The sequence below is a fragment of the Nostoc flagelliforme FACHB-838 genome, from assembly GCF_014698065.1.
In the GTDB taxonomy this organism is placed as follows: Bacteria; Cyanobacteriota; Cyanobacteriia; order Cyanobacteriales; family Nostocaceae; genus Nostoc; species Nostoc flagelliforme_B.
In genome coordinates this window covers 1-19267 of the sequence record NZ_JACJSI010000121.1, presented here as the reverse complement: position 1 = coordinate 19267, position 19267 = coordinate 1, and the positions used below count along the sequence as shown (strand labels likewise).

The following is a 19267-nucleotide window of genomic DNA, read 5'->3' as shown; positions in this document are numbered from 1 at the left end:
AAACTCCCCCACTCCAAAATAATCAGAGGTAGCCCCAATTGTGCAGAACTTGCTTTAGCCGAGTAAGATTTTCCTGTTCCGGGTGGGCCGATTAGTAAAATCCCCTTGGGTAAACGAAGATTGTAAGCTTTAGCCAATGAGGATAGAAGGCGCTTATAAGTTTTAAACGCTTGCTGTATCAGTTCTAAACCACCAATGGGTGTGCTTGGAGGTTGAAGGAACTGAATATTATAAATCCGTTTAAATAGGTCAATTTTGTAAGCGGACAGTTTTTCTACTAACTCATCCGGTGTAATTTCATGATTTGCGATTGCTTGTCTAATTCCATAGTCAATATCAGCCAAGTACATCCCTAAGCCGGCGATCGCCGTCGCATGAATATCGCCATGACTATAATTATTAGGTAATATTTGGGCTAAGTAACTGCTTATTTCCTCGATAGCTGGCAGTTGTTGAATGACTTTCGGAACTTCGGGGGCAATGTCAGATGACACGGTGGCGTTTGACCCTAAGAGAATCGCTGCTTTGTTAGCATTGCAATTGTACAGCTTCAGGTTAATGAGGGCTGACTTAATCCACTCGGAAGTCAGAAAGAAATCGGGGTCAGTGGTAGACTCTCCCAGCCAGGGGAATATGCCCTCCAGTATGAGAATGCCCTGTAAATCAGTGGTTTTCCAAAACCGCAGAATTTCAAAGTAATGTTCGCGCCTGCTTTTGGCGATCGCTTGATACTGGTCAACTCTTTGTAAACTTAATCCCTCCCCATTAGTAGATAACTGCTGTAGCGCATCATCCTCCAGCGTCCACAGGTAACAGTTAATATTATTGTATTGGTGGCATTCACTGGCGAGATTTGTCAAAAGTTTGACCCTCTCTTGCAATGGAGACTCGACAGCAATCAGCTTATTGTTAAGCTTAATTAATCCAAATATTTGTTTAATTAACTCATTATTCATTAGGGCTTTAGTTAAATTTCACCCCAATATTATTGATAGCTAAAACTCTTTACTAGCTACTTTAGTACTGAAAAAATCGGTACTAAAGTAGCTTGACATTTTTGCAACTATAGTTCTAATTCCTCGTGTTTTTGTTGTGAATAACGTTGTTGCAATTGATGAGAGAAATTGATTAACTGCGTATTGCAATTCCCACTTTCGCACTTGAGTTGAGTCGAGTGTGGCGGTAGTTCTTTAACAACCCGTGCCGCAGTTGATTGAGTAAAAGCTACTTTTACATGAGCAACATTACGTAATCTTTCGACAGGTAAATTTGAAGTGTCATCTGCTGCCATGTAAACTGTTCTGTTTTCTGGTATTCCTTTAAAGAGATATTCCAGCATGGCTACTGAAATGGTGTCAATGGGAGAGTCAGACAGTACGACAGTACTAGTTTGTTCGTTAGGCTTTTTCCCCAAAGTAAAGTAAAACCAGCTATCACGGCGAACAGTACCTAATTCATAACCAGAGAATGCATTAGCTGTCCCTTCTAAAAATGCTCCTTTGGTCTTTCCGTTGAGATCCCGCATCACAAAAACTACATTTGCTTTTGAGTCGGCATAAACTAGTCCCTGGTTATGTAACATTTGTACGCAATCAGAAAGTATGCCTCGTTTCTGGGTTAGGTAATGTTCTACTTGCTGCCACTGTTTTTTATCCTCAATCGGTGGAGTGAATTGCGGTACTGGTTGAGTTTGGATAATGTCAACCGCAACTTTTTGAGCATGAGCGCTCGCTGCACGTTTTGCGCCGACTTCACCAAATCGCTCCCCTAACCATGCGATCGCTTGGACTTGGTTGCATTGATTAACGTGTTTCACCAAACCAATTGCATCATTACCTTCAAAATGAGAACCGGGAGCAAGGTCGCTAAATTTAGAGCCATCTATATTATCTATATTAATGATGTGGTTTCCTCCTATCCATTCATTCCCTTTACGCCACAGTCCCAACTCCCAAGCAATATTATCCAAAGCTAAATCAGTTGACCATTCGGTAAGTTTTCGTAATTGTTGATTATCTTGCTCCAATTGCTCTATCCGCCGCCGTAATTGGTCATTCTCAAATGAGAGAGCTTTGGCTGTAGCTTCCATTTCCTGTTTACGTTGATTCGCCCTGTCTCGGTCGGCAGCTTTGGCCTTCAATTGCGCTGCACTTAGCTCATCAACTTCTAAGTCACGCCCTTCCTCCACAATGCGGTAAAAGTCTTTGATGTCCTGGTGCTGGGCTTTGCTTCCCTTGATACCCCGCTCTAGCCCAATTAGCCGCATTGTCTGGTAGTACGAATCCTGAAACTCATGAATTTTCTGCCGTCCATCAAAGAAATGATTGCACCGTAACTGCCCGTCATCATCCAAAGGTACAAAGTAAGCGTGAATATGGGGCGTGGCTTCATCTAAATGCAATTCGGCACGGACAATGCGAGATCCATATTCATCCGCTAACCACTGGTGAGTCGCTTCTAGCCATTCATCCAACTTTTGGGGTTCATAGTAACCGGCTTGAGTGGGGCAGTTGGGACGGAAATAACTGGGTGATGCACTCAACAGTAACTCCACGCAGTACACCCCATCAGTGCGAATCTTCCGCTTCTGCTCATGTTCCCCTATCTTGGCTAAGACTAAATCCTCTAGTCGTTCCTCTGGGTCGAGGCTACCGATGAACCGAATATTTTTTTGAGTGGGATCTGCATTAGGGGTTTCTCTTTCTCGTGCAGTGTGAGATGCACTCCCTGATATGTTACCCCGCTTTAATTTTTTTAATCGCGCGATCGCGTATGCCATTTTTTATATACACTAAAATTTGGAAATACAAGTTTTTGGGCTGACTGACCGAGAAACAAATATCACTCAAGTTATTGCTGTTTTTTCTCGATTTTACGCCATTTTTTCAGCCAAATCGCTCAAATGCGGAAATGGGCAAAAAACCGTAGTAAGTACGACTATTCTAAGCCGCCCCACAGCATTTCACAGGCAATTCCCCCGCTATCCCCAAGATTTCCTTAGTAGCATAGTCCCTCTTGACACAATTTTAGTCTAAGTAGAGAACATCAGACTTTCTGTGACTTGGACTAAAAAACCACGCAATAGCAAGGCTTTCGGGCTGTTTACCTGTCAACAAGTCTTGATTAATGAGAATTAATGAGATGCTCACAGAATTTTTTGAGAATTACTCAAGGTTTTCAAATCCAATTCAGAATTTTTGGGAGTTTTTGTAGTACAAAATCAACAAGCCTGTAGTACGCATTCTCAATAAGACCCAAGCTTATTGAGAATAAAAATATGGCAAAAAAGTGGCTGTAGCTGATTAATGATAAGACTTTCAAGAGAAAAAATGCAAAAAGAGTGGACGGCCAAAAGGAGAGAAAACGGCATTTCTTGTCCTTTTGGCCGTCCAAATTCATAGTATTTATTTTGACCAAAAGCGTACTGAAAAAGAAAATAAACCCGACTTAAATAGTCTAGATTCAATATTTTGAAGGAATTGCGTTATGAAGTCTAAAAAAAATGATTAAATGAACAAGTAGAAATAAAATTTAAGCACTTCAAAATTACTTCACAGATAAAAAAAGTGAAATTGAAATCCCTCAAAGCGAAAACTACTGAAACTAAATTTTAAGAAAAATAAAGTTCAGCAGTATTAAAAATAAAGTGTCATAATTTTCAATATCTGCATTACCTCTGTGAGAAGCATAAAATATGGCAGAGATAGAACAAATAAGAGTTTCGATTAAGCGCCCGAAAGATAGTTTAGATGGAAAAGTAGTTGGCTACATAAGGTCAAATCCATTTGGTTTAGAAGCAGATTATTCGCAAGTTATAACAGCAACGCTAAAAAACCACTGGCTACCTCTTGCCTTGTTTTCTTCGGGACTGAGGGGAGAAGAATTAAGGCAGATTGGCATTTGGGCAATAGGCCAGTTAGAAGCGCAAATTAGTGTAATTCGGAGAATTTGTGGGATAGTACCAGACCCGCTAGTAGTGACCTCAAATACACCAGTGCAAGCATCAGACATAGTGGCATCAGATAGTCCATCTATCTTAGGAATTATTTCCGCAGATCAGCAGATAAGCTCTACTGATGAAGAAGATGAAGACGATGACGATGACGACGACGATGGATTTCTTTCCTCGCAAAACTATCAAGAAATGACCGACATTAAGCGGATGTTTGGCTGGGACAAACCTTGAGGGGGGCTGAAGATGAATAAAAAGAATAATTCTAAAGACTACACAAAAGTTGCGATAACGATTGATTTAGGGACAAGTTCTCAGAAGGGGATAGCACAGATTTATCCAGAAAAGCTGAATCTACAGATTTAGGGATGAATTGGGTGGTGCATCAGTTTGTAGAACGTACTGCTGTTGGTTTATCAAAAGATGACTTACGCCTAATTTCAGCTTTAGCCGAAACCACGAATAACAATTTTGATGCACTGCGGTTTCTATCACGCAAAACCAGAATCGAAGAAATCAATGCTGATGTAGAGTTGTTTTGCCGGATTTTACCGATAGTTCGCAAAGAGTACTGCCGTGCTTTATGGCGCTGGTTGAGAAATATTGCCCTTATGGATGAAATCTTAGTTTGTGGTGGGACAGCATCCTTTGTACGCCAAGAGCTAACCGAACATTTTGATGGTGAAGGTATCCCCATTTGTTGGAATGGCGGAATGGAACTACCTAAATATTTAGACACAATGGGATTAGGTAATAGGATAGCCGATGCTTGGGCATCCCATATTAGCCATATCAAGTTTTTGGATCATGAATTGAGCTATGACCGCCAAGACAAATCCCTAGTTCCTGATTATTATGTTCAACCATTCAAGAGTTCTAAACCAGACATGGAGATTTGGCAAAGGAACGGTTATATCACTACAAGCCTTGGGATTTAGACTAGTTTGCATTTGTACGGCAACTATTGTTACTAATGCTGTCTGATGTTAGACAGAATGTCTGTCTAACATCGCCAAAGCGTTGAAATGCAAGGGTCTGGCTTTGAATGGTATTTCCCTGCGCTTAATCAACAATTGCTCGAGATGGTTGAGTCAAACAATAAACGCGAACAATTAACCTTAGTCAACCCCTCCGGGGAATTCAAACAATGGTCAATTAATATGTCAGAGACGACACAATTACAAGTACAAGAATTATCACGATTTGCCCAAGAGCAAGACTTCAATCAGCAATATCGTCAGTATTTTGGCGATGTCTGGGAAGAAGTCGGAGTTAGAGATATCTCCAAAATGACCATCCAAGATGCCGAGCAAACCTTGAAGGTACTAGCTGATAGTGAAGCATCTCCCCAATTCATCAAATCTCTACTAGCACAAGCAGCAATTGATGGTGCTACACCGCAGGTTTTAGAGTATTTTCTCGCAAGCGACATTGACTCAGATGGGCGGACTCTGGCTCAGGAGATTTTTCAGGATGGGACAAATCCATTGCAGCCGGATACACCCCAGCCACCACCCAAAGCACAGGTTTTATCTCCATCTCCAACTGAAGATTTGGACTGGGAAATATAGCATACATTCTCAAACTTTACTAGCAACCTGAGCTTTGATTTTTTCAGTACTCAAGTTGCTAGTTCTTTTTTGAAAGCATATTTAAACTTCTTAAGTTAGATACGAGTTCCATTTTTCAAAAAGCACACTAGGGTGTAATTGAATTATCGATTACACCTGTTCCCTCAACTAACTTCTAAACCAAGTGAGGCCATAGTATGACTATATTAGGTATTAATAGACCTTTAGATACAACCCAGGCAAAACTGTGGGATGAGCGCGATTTGTCTACAAGCGATCGCCGCCGAGAGCATCTAGAAATTCTCTTGTGCCAGAAAGTACAGATAGGTGAAGATCCTACCTTGTGTGAGAAAGTATTAGATTATCTATATTTGTCGGCATTTCAGCAGAATATCAATCGCATTACTGTTCAAAAGGAAAAAGAAAGGTCAGTATTTGCCTCCCTACAGCAAGTGATTATTACGTCTTTTGCTATTTTAGGGATGTTTGCGTTCCTTACCGCCGCTTCCAACAAGTCAGTTGTGCGCTCGTCTGGGGTAATCCCTCCAGCTATAGAACGGCAAGCCAATTAACCAAATATTCACTTTTTCGCCCAGGCAGACAACGGAAGATTAACTGAAAGTAATGTGGGCTGAAGTAGTCAGAGAACACTCGGCATTCAATTGACTGCACATATTAATCATTACAGCCTTTGCCATTTTAGGAATGATTGCCTTTTTTAACGGGGCGTTTCGCTCTGCCAAACCATCGGCTGCTGCTAACCTGCTTGCTGTTCAAGCTCGTTAAAAGGATGTTACTAAAAAGCTGAAAGCGCTGTTTAATAATGCTTTCAGCTTGTATTATCACTCGTTCTGCATCGCTCACGCCTAAAATGCTGTGTCTTTGTCGAAAGGCAAACTGTCAACATCCTCAAAGTTACGCAGGTCTTGCTCCATCTGCTGCCGACGTTGGACCTATGTTCTGCTGTCTTCAATCCTTCCTCTCATCAACCATGCACCAAAGTTAATGCCTTGTTCTACGTGTGAGGCAGACATTTTATTATAATGATCAACCTCCATTTTCTTGCGCCACTCAAGCTGTTCCAGCGCACTTTCACTAATGCCAATTTTCTGAGCATATTCTACATATTCAGGTCTGAGAGAACCATCTGGGTTAAACTCCTTTTTCTCTTGTTCAGTGAAGAAGTCGTAGGCTGTGTAGATTGGCCACGGCTCTGGATCAGTCTCATCCAGGTGCTTCCACTCGTCATACTCTTCTTTTGCCCTACGAGCATAACTATCAATTGCTCCTGGATCTTCACCTTTAGATAACATTTCTTGCCGAGCTTCACTTTTCAAGCTTCCATCTGGATTGAATTCTTTTTTATTCATATTTATCCAACGCTTAACTCTTGACATACAAACCTCTCAAAAATTTAATTAATGTTCATCAAATTTCAAATCTTATGACTCTGGAATTGAAGCATTTTGACCCTCGTTTAAATCAGTGGATCTATATAGGCGATAGCAAAAGCGACTCTCAATCAATTTTAAGTGAAAAGCTCAGTAATACTTTACTAGAATTTTACTTTCCTAACAAAGAATTCTCATTTGGACACTCAGATGAATACAGTACTGCTGAAGAATTAAAAAATCATCCAGATGGACAAATTTTATTACTGTCTTCTAAAACTCGCTTACTTTATGGAGATAAAGAATGTTTAGAAACAATTCAAAAAATTTGTCCAGATAGTAAAGACCGGGGCGCTTATGGTTCCATCTTCCTTGGGGCTTGTAAAAATGCGATTCACGAAAAGCTAAATATTTTGGTAGTAGATGATTTTACTGATAACAAGGGTGAAAATGGAGGGATATTATCGAATAATTTAGCATATAAATTAGTTGGCGATTGTTATGGGCAGATTTCAACACAACTCTATGACTTGCTAACCTTAAGAGAATCCAAGCGGATAAAAGCTATCGTGTAATTCAGCATCGATTTGGTTGGGTAGATGGAATTGGAGAAGATACTACTAAATATCGTTTTGGCAAAGGAACACTGCGACCATACAGACTAGATAGAATAAAATATGCAGATAGTAAAAATGAACCAAAAATTGATGTAATTCTTCCCGTAAGCAGTTTTAAGGGAACAGATAAAGATAGACCCAAAGGGCCTACTAAACCGCAGATTAAGCCAGGATTATATCAGCAGAATATTTGGTTAGCTGAGAAAGCACAATCTCAACAAGGTCAGATGTCTATCTCTCAACTATTGGCATCTTTTCCTCACGGGCTTAAAGATTTTGTCGAGGAACTAGAGGTACAAGCCCAAAGATTAGCCTTTATTCAAGATGATCCTAGAAACGTTGCTGCTTACTATTGCGAAAGATACGAAAAACGTAAAGAATCATTGAGCCAAAATAAATTAAAGGCATCAGACATTATCAATCAAGAAACAGATGTTAAAAACTTAGGGGCAAATGATGACTTAGATGCAGATCAGGAGTTGGATAATGATCCCGGCAAAGATGACTTGTTCATGTACAAACTCATTAAAGCTGATTTACTAGGGCATAAGCAGCTTTTAGAAACTGAGAAGGTCAAGCAAGAATTAAGCCGATTTGTCCAAAGTGAGTGGCGAGATATTGCTATTGGGAAAACCCTTACTTTTGACCGAGCAATGATTATTCCTTCCAAGGAACTCAAAAATGGTGAAATTTGTGCCCCTTGGCTGGAACTTGGAGAAAAAGTTCTTAACTTTCGTTCTCCTTTCCTCAACTCTAATGGATTGTGTGCCTCTACTAATAAACACGTTGAAGACTGCCTTGCTCCAGATGGTGAACCCTTAGAAGGCATAATTGTAGTCAATGACGAAGACCACAAGCGTATACAAGCCAGAATTACAGACTTAGAAGCACGAGGGATTGATGTTGAAGAAATAGACCCGGCAGAAACCGAATCAGAACGCCAAGCGCGAGACTACGATGGCGACTGCATTGGTGTGGCAAAAGCCAGCTTATATCCCAATTTAACAGCAGAGGCAGAGCGAAGAAATCTTCCTCAAAACGCCTATTCCCCCACAGTTAAGCTCAAAAAGCAATCATTTTATTTGGAAGATGGAAGCCAGCCCCCATTTGAAAAAATTGCTATCCACATGAGTGATAGCATCAGCGTGGGCATAATCAACAATCAAGTGACAGCACTGGAAGCATTAGAATCGGAAATTGAGGTACTTAAAACTTATGGGACTATCGAACAGCAATCAACTTATTTAGACCAAGTATCTAAGCGCTATCAAAGTTTATTTGAACAGGAACATGGCGAGAAGCCCAAACCAATTAGAGCAGAGTACATCTCCTGAAAATTAATAAAATTAACTTTTATGATTTTTCTGGTCAGACATTCAATGATCAAGATTACCGAAAACTGACTATCGAAACCTCAGCTTCTAAAAGTAGAGATGCTGTATTTTTGAATGGTGAACCCTTGGGGGTATTACATTTCAAAAAAGACAAAGACGCGCTCAGACAATTTGGGCTACTCAAAACCGGAAAACTTACACCCGCACCCACGATCCTTGAAAGTAACTTTTCTGTTATTTGCGCTCAAATTGACCCTAATACCGTTGAATATCCTCAAAAATGGACGAAGGAATTTCAGGCTCTTGGGACTCAATCAGTTAACCCTCAACAACAAGAGATGATAGATAGTAGTGCGAAAATTCTCCATCATATTAAAGAGCGTCCTACTTTTTTATTTTCGACAGAATCAAACAAAAAACTTGGAGTCATGGGCTTGGCTGTTGACAACCAGAAAGCTGAGACTGTGACTAAATGGTTAACTGCTCAAAAAGTTGAATGGCAGCAAGTACCAATAGAAGGTGTTATCAGGGAAACTAAAAAAGGTCTAGCGGTATTTAACTTAGTCAGTAGTTCAATTCCCCCCAAAACTTTGGAGAACATGACTAAGAAATTTGGGGCTGTCATTGAATCTACTCTTGAGTATCAGCAAAGAGTTAATTCCCTTGCCACACGACCACAGTTTTTGAAACCACCAGAACAAACAGCACAATCCCCACCTAACCAATCCATAACTCCATTACTCTCCATTACTCCTTCTACACCAGACATTACTAATAGTACAAAAACCGAACCTCTAGGCGTAGAGAAACTCCCGACAGTTACTATTGATGACTTGAGAAATTGGTACAATGCCGCAGATAAGTTGGGCAAACCATTGGAGTACAAAAATCGGATTGTAGAAGTAGCGAACTCGTTTAAATCAGGGCAACCACTATCTTCAAAAGCCCTCTCTGCAATGAATCAGGATACTACTCAACACCGAAGTCTTAGTCGACTGACTCAAATTGCTCAAAGGATTAGCCATGTTTTAGGAAAGCCATCACCTGATGGTTCTACTCAAGTAAGCGGGAAAGTTTATAATATTAATTTTAATTCTGACTGCAAAAATTTAACTATCACACAGAAAAACGGAGATGTAATTTTAGCGGTGGTATCAGCTAAAGTACAGGTAAATCATGTTTCAGATGACGTTATTCAAGCTTTTGAAGCGGCTAATACAAAACTTGACCAAGCTCTATCCCCAGTCCGATCTGGTGGTATGGAGTTATAAATGTGATGGCTGCGCCAACGAACTGGGCGAATGCAAAGAAGTTCTTATTAATCAGCAATACCTTGGCCAATTTCCGAGGGTGAGCTGATGTATTAACTCACTTCTCTCGAAGGCTTGGCAAAAACCATAAGTCCTAAAAATTCCTTCAAGGTTTCCTACAAAGTTTTTTAACATATTGCCTATAGTATAAAGGGTTTGAGCGCCCAAGCTGCGAAGTCAAGCTAAATGCTCATGTATGAGTCATTTTGCCATTTTTTTGTCAAAACTTTTGTAGGCTCTTATTTTGGCAAAGGTATTGATAGAGCGATCGCACAGCATGGAATGTGATCGCTCCAGTTGATTTTGGGTTAAGAGACTATTTATAAAGTAAATCAGAAGTTAGGATGTTTTATGGCTTTAGCCTAACGCACCGTGTTATGTGACGGTGCGTTAGGGGCTTAAATTATCTTTACTGCACACATGTAAAGTTGCTGCTATCAGGAGTAGCATCAGGATAGAAAGTACGAACTCCCCCATTTCTTCTGACAAACACTGTTTTAAACGTATTACCCTGATCGGTTACAGTCAAATTACAAACAGTATTAGTGGAACTAGTATTGGGGTTATTTTTATAAGCTAAAGCTGCTATAGAAAGAATTTCTTCAGCATTGAGAGTGTAGGCATAACCTTTGATAGAAGACTGAGAAGTAGAATTGCCGACTTTGACAATAGCACCAATGGTATAAATAGCATTGGGAACAACTTCTTCTCTGGATGTATTGTTATTTAGTCGTCCAGCTAAACCCTTGGATTGAAGTTCTAGATAACGACCAACAAAGTGCAACCCACCTATTGCACCTCCAGCAACAGGTTCTCCACAGAAAATATGATCAAAACCTTCTGCATTAAACCAAACATTAGTCAAGTCAGCTAAGAAATCAGCATCAGAAGTGCGCCCCAAAACTAGATAGCCTCCTACATACTGCTTAACATTTGCTAAAACAGTAGGGTTATTTGTCATCATCGACTGGAAGTTAGAACGGCTGACAACTGTACCAGGTTGTCCACAAAGATCGGTAACTGCGGTGTCAAAAGCATTCAGAGTTGGAGCAGTAGGAGTAACATCCGCTGGGCTGCCGTATGCTAGTCCAGATACAGGATTGTTTATACTATCAAAGAATGGCACAGAACCAGCAGGTAGAGAGGGGGAACCAGAAGATCCATAATCGGTAATTACAATATCATCAATATTAGTTCTATTAGAAGTTCCATCTGTCTTGCGGATTTCGCAACGAACTGTGCCAGAAAGATTAGGTGTAAAAGTTGCTGTTTGAAGTGATGTAGAACTAGTTGTAACTGTTGAACCTACTGCTGTCCAAGACGTTCCGCTTGTAGTAGAACACCACAATCCCCATGTGGTGCTAGCATCACTACCATATTTAGCATGTTTGATTGTAACTGTGCCAGCGCCTGTAGTGCGATTGAATTTCATCGTCACCTTGCCATTATTACGAATGCGAGTAGATTGCAACCCGCTTTTGACATCACTGGAAGTGTTGCCAATCAGAGCATCATTCAAATTCCAAACGCCTGTACTAAGGGTAACATCAGCCACAGCATAAGCTCCCTTCTGACCAGACTCAAACTCTTCTGAAGTTGTGGCGCTAATTGCTCGTAAGGAAGAAATTGAAAGTAGAAAGACCGCTCCTCCTGCTACCTTCAATGGAAATGCTAATTTTAACATAATCAACAAAGTTAAATACTCAACTAACTACTAATTTAAAGTAGGTTGATTATCTATTGATTAAGCTATTCTTAAAACTATAATATTAAATATAAAATTTTAACTCATTAAGTAATTTTATTTACTGAATTTATATAAACTAGAGCCAGTACTTTGCAAGTAAAGAGAATGCACCTATTTCTAAATTGAAATCTTCTCTATAATTAACAGTTTTATAATTAAGATTAAGTTGATTTAAGAACTACTGCTAAAATCATTTTACAAATATCCACCCAAGGTTTATTCTCTTGTGCTAAGTTCAGACTAGCTACTAAAACTCAACGGTATCCAAATAATTGTTAAATTCAAATAAACTATTCAAAACTAGGGTTACCAGCAGCCACTGACCAGGAACGTTATGCCAATATTTGAAGCAGGGCGGCCGCATCATGTCAATAAGCATACTTTATTGAGAATAGATTTAAAATCAATGTCATTAAGTTTTGCTTATTGCGAAAGTTTTAGGCGATCGCTTTGGGGCTTAAAAAATAATCAAGCTCGAAATCCTGATTTTTTCGTTGGTTCTTAACCTTCGTTGTGATCAAGAGTAATTTAGATGCGTTTGCCCTGATATTTGAAGAGTCAAGAATTAATAGATGATTGAAATTGTTGAAGCAGACCTTAGTATGCCTGCTCAGGCGGAGGCTATGGTTCAATTAATGGATGAGTATGCGCTCGACCCGATGGGTGGTGGTAAAGGTCTGTCTGACTATGTTAAAGCAAATATAAGAGCAGAGCTTGCAAAAAGATTTGCGGCTCATGTTATTCTTGCCTTTGTCGATGCCGAACCCGCAGGGCTTGTTGTCTGCTTGGAAGGATTCTCTACCTTCGCGTGCAAGCCATTACTTAATATTCACGATGTCATTGTTGCTTTACCCTACCGTGGTAGAGGTTTGTCCAAACTGCTGCTACAGAAAGCGGAGGAAATCGCACTCGATTTGGGCTGCTGCAAACTCACGCTAGAGGTACTGGAAGGAAACCATGTTGCTCAGTTAGAATACAATGCGTGCGGATGCCGAATCATCGTAATTTTTAATCAGGCGGGAAGTGTTGTTAAAACCACGCTTACCCAAAAACTGGAATACCACAAAAGTACAATTGGGTCATCGTGTTCTGCTCATTGACATCGACCCTTAACCCAGGTTAGTGCTTCTGATACGCAACAACCAGTAAAAAGACAAATCCTTTTCCAGAGTGCGATGGTATAATTCCCCATGCCCAGGCGATTGCGTGTACTGAGAAACCTTTCAGAAATAATCGCTTCAATTCGTCTTAAGTTAGTATCTTTCTTGTCCGTTTTGGCACGGCTATGCCAAATATGCTAAATACAAAGGTAAGACAACTGCCAATGCTCGATTACGTCAGTGCAGGAATCGCGTTTTACATAACAATGCTTCCCGTACAAGAGTGGATACTAGAATTCCGCCTTGGTTATCTCGGTCGCTACTGGAGCTTGATAAGCGTTGTGGGCTTATTAATTGGCTCTTTGCTCTGTGCGCTGATATTTGTGCCATTAATTATTAACATGATACTAAATCCGTTCAAATATCCAGATAATGCTGTGATGAATGCGATTGCTGCGGTGATTTTTGGTGCAATACTCTGGCTGAGACAGTGGCTAATTCTCCGCCAGACTGAGATGACACCGAGAATTTTTGCGCTCATCAATACAGTAGTTGGAATTTCTGTCTTTTCTGTGCTGGTATGGTTTAATCAAAAAAGTTTGCAGTGGAGTGGTAGCCCGATTGAAGGCTTAATACCGGACTTATCTTTCTAGTGGGTGGTACAGTTACCGGAGCGGTGACGGGCAAGGCTTTAGATTTTTACTGTGGACGAGTTGAACAGGGATTAATCAGACTTGAGAGGGAGAGGGTAGAGCAAGAAACCCAAGAGCGAGAAAGGCTTTTGAAAGAAAGAATTGAGAAGGAGGAATTAGCGCAAGAACGCTTAGAAGATAGGGTAGGCAGTGTGAACTTCTCGTTTCCCTTGGTTATAACGAGAATACAAAGTCGTACCATTGCCAAAGTCTAAAATGGTTAATTTTTTGGGTAGTGGATGCCCAAACAATGCACCCATACCCTCTAGTACGACTTTCAGGACTTCTACTTTCACGTCTGATTGCTTGCCAGCAAGTATTGGCTGATATTCTCCATTGAGTACTTTTTGTAGTTCTGATGCCAAAGCAACATCATGTAAACTGACGACTAATTTTAAGTGCCAAGCCTTACGGTGTGGTAGATGTGCCAATGCACCCAATAAAGTCAACAAGGCATTATTGACTTTATTTTCATTATTGTCTGTGTTGCGGTCAAAATAATTTCCTGTACGGTAAGCTGACTCTCCAACTGTGTAAGCAGTACCGTTAAAAACTACACGCCCTGGCACATCTTCCATCTCGGCATTGGTTATATAGCTGGGGACACGAACTACTTCAAAGCCATCGACTAAAAGTTTAAGGCTTCCGTAACCGTTATCGAAACCCGCAGGAAAAATTTTTTGTAAGGTGTGAATGTTTGACATCTGGTCCAAGTAATACACTTTAATTTGTGAAAATTATCTGTTCAAATGATTTGGCAGAGCAAGAGAAAGAAGAATAACATAACTACCCCTTTTTTCTCCAGCCTCAAGAGCTAATCATAACCCCTTGGGGGCTAAATGGGGCACAAAATGTCAATCAGTCAAGTGTACCCCATTTAGTACCTATATGTACCCTATATAGGAGTCAAAATCTCATCAAAGTCCTGACCTATTTTTGGGGTACATATAACACCCATTTGGCCCCCAACAAGATTTTTTGAAATCTTTTTTATCAACGTAGCAGAAATTAAATTAGATGGTTGGCTGTTTGATTTATACTTCAATGCCTCTGTAAGATGTTCAGGGTGATAAGCGTGGTCTAGCAGGATCGTGATTTTGGGAGTAGCGACGGGTTTCGACTGGAAATAAGCGATGTTGAGAGTTAATATCTCAATTAAACCTGCATCATCCGAGACATTCGCAGGGGTGCAGTGCGTAAAGAAGGGAAGGTTGGAGTAGCTAAAAAATATTGCTGGAATAACCTATAACTGCTGGATTTGACTCAATAAGGGGCAACTGATCTACAACAAATGGGAGTGGAAAAGTTTAACCTTTGTAATTGGCTAGTCCAATGCTATGTTCCTTTTTTTCTGATATCTTCCCCCAGTTACACCTCAAAGATGTTATTGGTGGGCTACTGGTAGGTGCTAGAACAGTAGTAATTAGCGAATCTTAGAGCTTGTCACGAAACAACCTTCCTTCTTTTTAGTTAGAAATGCTTTCTCAGTAAGCTTTTTAGATGGCAAATTGTAAAAGTTGTTTTTTGACAGGCTCTTAGAGCAGAAGAAATTAACCTTAGCCATATACAAGGTTATGAAACTAATGTTAGTTTCATAACCTTGTATATTATGTCTCAAGTTGCCACTATCAAAGATTTGAGTTTTAAAAGACATTGTAATGAAAAAGAAAACAGTTAAAAAGCAGATCCGGCTAACAATTGCTAGTAATGCAGGCGGATCAGGTAAAACCACGGTAGCAACCCATTTAGCATATGCTGTAGGTGCCAAAGGTTACAAAGTTACCCTAATAGAACTCGATCAAAACGGCTCACTATGTATTTTTGCAAGGCTTGCACCAGCATCAATGGAGCAGTCTCTAGCTGCTGTCTTCAAAAAAACATTTACAGGTGACTACCCACTTGTTCCACTTTGGACAGAACATCTTCCCACGGTGACGGCTATTCAAGGAGGAAAATTTCTCGAAGAAAGCATTGCAGAAATATATAACTATAATCGCCGTCACTACACACTGAAAGATAGATTAGAAGATTTTCCCTTAAATAGCGATTTGATTATTTTTGATACTCCTGCTTCCTTAGAGCCTATGGGTTTGATTGCACTAGCAGCTTCTACACATGTGCTTGTTCCTATCAAACCAGAATATAAAGATACAGGAGCTTTCGCAGGTTTTTTAGATTGGTTCTATAGTAAAGTAGACGATTTGAGATTGAAACCTCAACCTGAAATATTAGGGTTTGTACCTACACGAGTAGATTTATATGGCGTTGGGGCACATAGAGATATTTTAGGTTTAGACAAAAAAGGCAACCTCAGAACTGATATTGAGCCTGAGAGAACTCTTCCCTTTCTAATTAAACAGATGGGAATCCGATGTTTTCCCTATATTCGAGAATCTAATTACTACCTTAAAGCTAGCGGTTCTGGATTACCCTTAAATTTATATCGACCTGGTTATGATGCTAGTGAAGACTTTAAACCTATTGTGACTAGTTTAATTAAATTGATGACAGAGGAACTGTAATGCCAAGTAAAAAACCTATAGAAATTAGTCAACTGTTTGGGCAAGCAGGTCAGTCTCAGCAAATTCACCAACTTAAAAGTCAGATAGAGAAACTCGAAGTAGAAATTATACAGCTGCGAACAAATGTATTTAGTTCAGAAGAAAAAACTACATTAGAACAACAAATTGAGCAACTCACTAATCAACTGGCTACTCAAGGAGGGATACATGAAATTGCAGTAAATCTTATAGATCCCGATCCGGCTCAACCGAGACAAACCTTTCCTCAATTAGTAATCCAAGAACGAGCAGAAAGTCTGCGTCGGCAAGGTCAGCAAAACCCAATAGTGCTTATTCCACAACTTGATGGACGCTACAAAATATTTGATGGAGAACTCAGATGGAGGTCAGCTCCATTTGCTGGAATGACAAAACTGAAAGCTGTCTTTCTACCTAAAGAAGAAACTTCAGATGAAGTCGTAGTTTTTGAGGGTCAACTGGTAAGTAGTATTCACTCCCAAAAACTTCATGACCTTGACTTAGCAACTGCTCTTATTCGATTAATTATTTATAAGTATCCCGATCTGAGCGGGCGAGAAGACGAGATTCCAAAGTTTTTGAATGCTTTCATTAACCGACTAGTCCGCAGCAAGAAGCTTCAATATCTCGCACTGATTAAAGATTCTGATTTGATGACACAGCAAGAATGGCTAGAAACATCTGATTTCAAGGAACATGAGGAACATGAGATTGTCTCAGTTTTGTTAGGACTACAGCTCAATCCGGTATCGATTAATAACAATATCTTTCCTCTTCTTAAAGTGCCGGAAGACCTCAAAACTGTCATTCGCTCTGAAGGGTTAGAAACCAGCAAAGTAAGAGAACTCAATAAATTATCCTCTGAACAGATGAAGATTGATGAATCTAAAGCTTTGATGATTCGTACTCAGGTAACTAATCGAGTCATCGAAGAAAAACTATCATTGAGCCAAACTAAAACACTAGTTAAGCAAACCCTAGAGCAGTATAGTACTTCTAATTCTAAAGCCAAGCAGAACAAACAGATGGACAAAACTATTAAGGATATCCAGTCAATAAATTTAAAAATATTAGAACAGACACGACTTATTAAACTACGCCAAGTCCTTCAAGAAAAGCTCGATGAGATTAAAACCCTGATGTAGTAAGCAGTTTTTGTAATATAGTTATCCCCGACAAAGTGAGTTACCAATTCAAGGTGTCATCTACTTTGTTCTAAACGTTTTTGCTCACCTCGTTGATAATAGATATAAGCAGGATCGCTTTACTGCGAAAGCTACTGCCCTCTTCAAGCACCCAAATATTCAGTAGTCTCACTTAAGAAAAGGAAACCTAGAGCTATTACATATAGGAGTGATGAAGGGAAATTAGGATAAGTTGTAGATGACACTAATGTTGGGTATGCTATATAGTATTTATGTACTATAATGGCTCCACTCCCAGTATTATAATGATGTGTGGCATCTGATCATAAGCAATGTCCACTCCCCCTAATCTTTCCCCTCAACAAGTAAGCGCCTTTCCTGAACACGAAACAATCACCGGAGTCGTAGAACGCCTAACTTTTTACTCTGCTGAATCGGGTTACACTGTGGCAAGGCTGACCCGTCCCCGTAGCACCGAACTCACAACAATCGTCGGCAACTTCGCAAATATTCAACCCGGTCAAACTCTACAACTTACGGGTTTTTGGCGTGACCATCCCCAGTTTGGGCCACAGTTCCAAGTCATCAATTATCAAGAGACCAAACCAGCCACTCTCACTGGAATTGAGAAATACTTAGGTAGTGGGCTGATTAAAGGCGTGGGCCCAGTCACAGCCCCAGGTATTTCGCCAAGCCCAACAGAGCGCAATCATCTCTGCTGCTCACCAAATTAATCGAGGAATTTATCCCACAATCGAGCCAATCTCTGACAATCCTGTGTCTGATTGTCTGTGGCATGGCGGAGGTCATCAGCCTGAACATGGAGTGCAAGCAATCTGCGAATTGATTACAGACTTGCTCCCCGGCTTAGGTTTTAATCCTGCCACTGATGTCCAAGTGCTATGCCCGATGACACGGGGAGTAATCGGGACTCGTAACCTGAACACAGTATTGCAGCAATTGATCAACCCACCCGCCCCCGACAAGGTGGAGATTAACAGAGGTGGGAATTTGTTACGCGAGGGCGATGTCTGCGACAAGCCGCTAAGAGCGTCTACGCATCATCCAGTTGACCAACGACTACAACCGAGAAGTCTTCAACGGCGACTTAGGAATTATCCTCGCCATTGATACTGTAGAGCAGGAAGTTACAGTACTGTATGGTGAGCGGACTGTGGTTTACGATTACGCTGACCTTAATGAAATTGCCCTTGCGTGGTGCGTGACTATTCATAAAAGTCAGGGGTCAGAATATCCGGTGGTGATTCTGCCAATCTATATGCAGCATTATATGATGTTGACTCGGAACCTGTTTTACACTGGGCTTACCCGTGCCAAGAAGTTAGCGATCGTAGTTGGCGCAAAAAAAGCGATATCTCTGGCGGTGCGCTCTACTGATGACCAAAAGCGCTACACAAGGTTAAAGCAGAGGTTACTTCAGGCAGGACTGAATTGTTAAAAATAAAAAAGTTTATTGAATTATTTGACTTATACTTTTAAATCCCCTGGTAAAAAAAAAGCGTTGATTTTGTATGTCCAGCCTGAGTTCCGACATGGTTCGCATCTATTTACAAGAAATTGGTCAGTATCCTTTATTAAAGCCAGAGGAAGAAATTGCTTATGGTAGGCAGGTACAAGAAATGATTGGCATTGAGAAATCTAAAAATGAACTTACCCAACAGCTAGACCGTGAACCAACAATGACAGAATTAGCCAACGCTGTTGAAAAAACCGAAGCACAGATCCGAGCAGTAGTACACCTTGGTCAAAAAGCTAAACAGAAAATGGTGATAGCTAACCTGCGATTGGTAGTATCTGTTGCCAAGAAATATCAGAACCGCAATTTGGAATTTCTAGATTTGATCCAA

Annotated in this window: 15 protein-coding genes and 3 pseudogenes; 13 read left to right on the top strand and 5 right to left on the bottom strand. The window is 40.4% G+C overall.

Features of this window, described 5'->3' with window-relative positions:
• Both H6G97_RS31660 and mobV read right to left on the bottom strand, forming a co-directional pair.
• Positions 1-956: ATP-binding protein (locus tag H6G97_RS31660; protein WP_190944442.1), on the bottom strand; the 956-nt coding region annotated here is incomplete at its 3' end.
• Positions 957-1063: 107 nt separating this feature from the next.
• Complete coding sequence (mobV, locus tag H6G97_RS31655; protein WP_190944441.1) at positions 1064-2779, bottom strand: MobV family relaxase; 1716 nt, start codon at positions 2777-2779, stop codon at positions 1064-1066.
• 915 nt (positions 2780-3694) lie between these two features.
• Between mobV and H6G97_RS31650 the strand changes: the two genes are divergently transcribed.
• The 4 genes from H6G97_RS31650 (at position 3695) to H6G97_RS31635 (ending at position 6095) form a co-directional block, all read left to right on the top strand.
• On the top strand, positions 3695-4186 hold the full coding sequence (locus tag H6G97_RS31650; protein ID WP_190944440.1) for a hypothetical protein: 492 nt from the start codon (positions 3695-3697) through the stop codon (positions 4184-4186).
• A gap of 143 nt (positions 4187-4329) precedes the next feature.
• On the top strand, positions 4330-4890 hold the full coding sequence (locus H6G97_RS31645; RefSeq protein ID WP_190944439.1) for a hypothetical protein: 561 nt from the start codon (positions 4330-4332) through the stop codon (positions 4888-4890).
• Between the two features lie 144 nt (positions 4891-5034).
• Positions 5035-5523, top strand: a complete 489-nt coding sequence (locus tag H6G97_RS31640; protein ID WP_242055481.1) for a hypothetical protein — start codon at positions 5035-5037, stop codon at positions 5521-5523.
• Positions 5524-5720: 197 nt separating this feature from the next.
• On the top strand, positions 5721-6095 hold the full coding sequence (locus H6G97_RS31635; protein WP_190944438.1) for a hypothetical protein: 375 nt from the start codon (positions 5721-5723) through the stop codon (positions 6093-6095).
• Between the two features lie 381 nt (positions 6096-6476).
• On the opposite strand, the gene H6G97_RS31630 is transcribed toward H6G97_RS31635, so the two are convergent.
• Positions 6477-6893: a hypothetical protein gene (locus H6G97_RS31630; protein ID WP_338421876.1), complete on the bottom strand. Its 417-nt coding sequence runs from the start codon at positions 6891-6893 to the stop codon at positions 6477-6479.
• 74 nt (positions 6894-6967) lie between these two features.
• Between H6G97_RS31630 and H6G97_RS53115 the strand changes: the two are divergent.
• Both H6G97_RS53115 and H6G97_RS53110 read left to right on the top strand, forming a co-directional pair.
• Positions 6968-8865 (top strand): annotated as a pseudogene (locus tag H6G97_RS53115) (hypothetical protein).
• 110 nt (positions 8866-8975) lie between these two features.
• The gene (locus tag H6G97_RS53110; RefSeq protein ID WP_242055479.1) at positions 8976-10136 is read left to right on the top strand and encodes a hypothetical protein; all 1161 of its coding nucleotides are present in this window, start codon (positions 8976-8978) and stop codon (positions 10134-10136) included.
• A gap of 448 nt (positions 10137-10584) precedes the next feature.
• On the opposite strand, the gene H6G97_RS31620 is transcribed toward H6G97_RS53110, so the two are convergent.
• A complete protein-coding gene (locus H6G97_RS31620; protein ID WP_190944437.1) occupies positions 10585-11859 on the bottom strand; it encodes an EndoU domain-containing protein in 1275 nt (424 codons plus the stop codon).
• A gap of 635 nt (positions 11860-12494) precedes the next feature.
• On the opposite strand from H6G97_RS31620, the gene H6G97_RS31615 reads away from it, so the two are divergent.
• Positions 12495-13022, top strand: coding sequence for a GNAT family N-acetyltransferase (locus H6G97_RS31615; RefSeq protein ID WP_242055476.1), 528 nt, complete (start codon positions 12495-12497; stop codon positions 13020-13022).
• 194 nt (positions 13023-13216) lie between these two features.
• Positions 13217-13675, top strand: a complete 459-nt coding sequence (locus tag H6G97_RS31610; protein ID WP_190944436.1) for a hypothetical protein — start codon at positions 13217-13219, stop codon at positions 13673-13675.
• Positions 13676-13854: 179 nt separating this feature from the next.
• On the opposite strand, the pseudogene H6G97_RS31605 reads toward H6G97_RS31610, so the two are convergent.
• Positions 13855-14418 (bottom strand): annotated as a pseudogene (locus H6G97_RS31605) (ParM/StbA family protein); the annotation flags it as partial.
• A gap of 954 nt (positions 14419-15372) precedes the next feature.
• Here H6G97_RS31605 and H6G97_RS31600 point away from each other — a divergent pair.
• From H6G97_RS31600 to H6G97_RS31585, 5 genes and pseudogenes are all read left to right on the top strand, one after another.
• Positions 15373-16236: a ParA family protein gene (locus H6G97_RS31600; protein WP_179070150.1), complete on the top strand. Its 864-nt coding sequence runs from the start codon at positions 15373-15375 to the stop codon at positions 16234-16236.
• The gene (locus H6G97_RS31595; protein WP_190944435.1) at positions 16236-17399 is read left to right on the top strand and encodes a ParB/RepB/Spo0J family partition protein; all 1164 of its coding nucleotides are present in this window, start codon (positions 16236-16238) and stop codon (positions 17397-17399) included. The genes H6G97_RS31600 and H6G97_RS31595 overlap by 1 nt, the downstream gene beginning before the upstream one ends.
• A gap of 332 nt (positions 17400-17731) precedes the next feature.
• Positions 17732-18133, top strand: a complete 402-nt coding sequence (locus H6G97_RS56140; RefSeq protein ID WP_422394238.1) for a YrrC family ATP-dependent DNA helicase — start codon at positions 17732-17734, stop codon at positions 18131-18133.
• A pseudogene (locus H6G97_RS31590) lies at positions 18078-18858 on the top strand (ATP-dependent DNA helicase); the annotation flags it as partial. The gene H6G97_RS56140 and the pseudogene H6G97_RS31590, both read left to right, overlap by 56 nt.
• Positions 18859-18931: 73 nt before the next feature.
• The coding region (locus H6G97_RS31585) for a sigma-70 factor domain-containing protein (protein WP_277883364.1) at positions 18932-19267 on the top strand (336 nt) is incomplete at its 3' end.

Bases quoted from the DNA above. Each gene is read 5' to 3' on its own strand.
- mobV (WP_190944441.1), bottom strand. From the start codon at position 2,779: ATGGCATACGCGATCGCGCGATTAAAAAAATTAAAGCGGGGTAACATA.
- H6G97_RS31600 (WP_179070150.1), top strand. From the start codon at position 15,373: ATGAAAAAGAAAACAGTTAAAAAGCAGATCCGGCTAACAATTGCTAGT.
- H6G97_RS31650 (WP_190944440.1), top strand. From the start codon at position 3,695: ATGGCAGAGATAGAACAAATAAGAGTTTCGATTAAGCGCCCGAAAGAT.
- H6G97_RS31610 (WP_190944436.1), top strand. From the start codon at position 13,217: ATGCTAAATACAAAGGTAAGACAACTGCCAATGCTCGATTACGTCAGT.
- H6G97_RS31635 (WP_190944438.1), top strand. From the start codon at position 5,721: ATGACTATATTAGGTATTAATAGACCTTTAGATACAACCCAGGCAAAA.
- H6G97_RS31595 (WP_190944435.1), top strand. From the start codon at position 16,236: ATGCCAAGTAAAAAACCTATAGAAATTAGTCAACTGTTTGGGCAAGCA.
- H6G97_RS31620 (WP_190944437.1), bottom strand. From the start codon at position 11,859: ATGTTAAAATTAGCATTTCCATTGAAGGTAGCAGGAGGAGCGGTCTTT.
- H6G97_RS31615 (WP_242055476.1), top strand. From the start codon at position 12,495: ATGATTGAAATTGTTGAAGCAGACCTTAGTATGCCTGCTCAGGCGGAG.
- H6G97_RS31630 (WP_338421876.1), bottom strand. From the start codon at position 6,893: ATGAATAAAAAAGAATTCAATCCAGATGGAAGCTTGAAAAGTGAAGCT.
- H6G97_RS56140 (WP_422394238.1), top strand. From the start codon at position 17,732: ATGTCCACTCCCCCTAATCTTTCCCCTCAACAAGTAAGCGCCTTTCCT.
- H6G97_RS31640 (WP_242055481.1), top strand. From the start codon at position 5,035: ATGGTTGAGTCAAACAATAAACGCGAACAATTAACCTTAGTCAACCCC.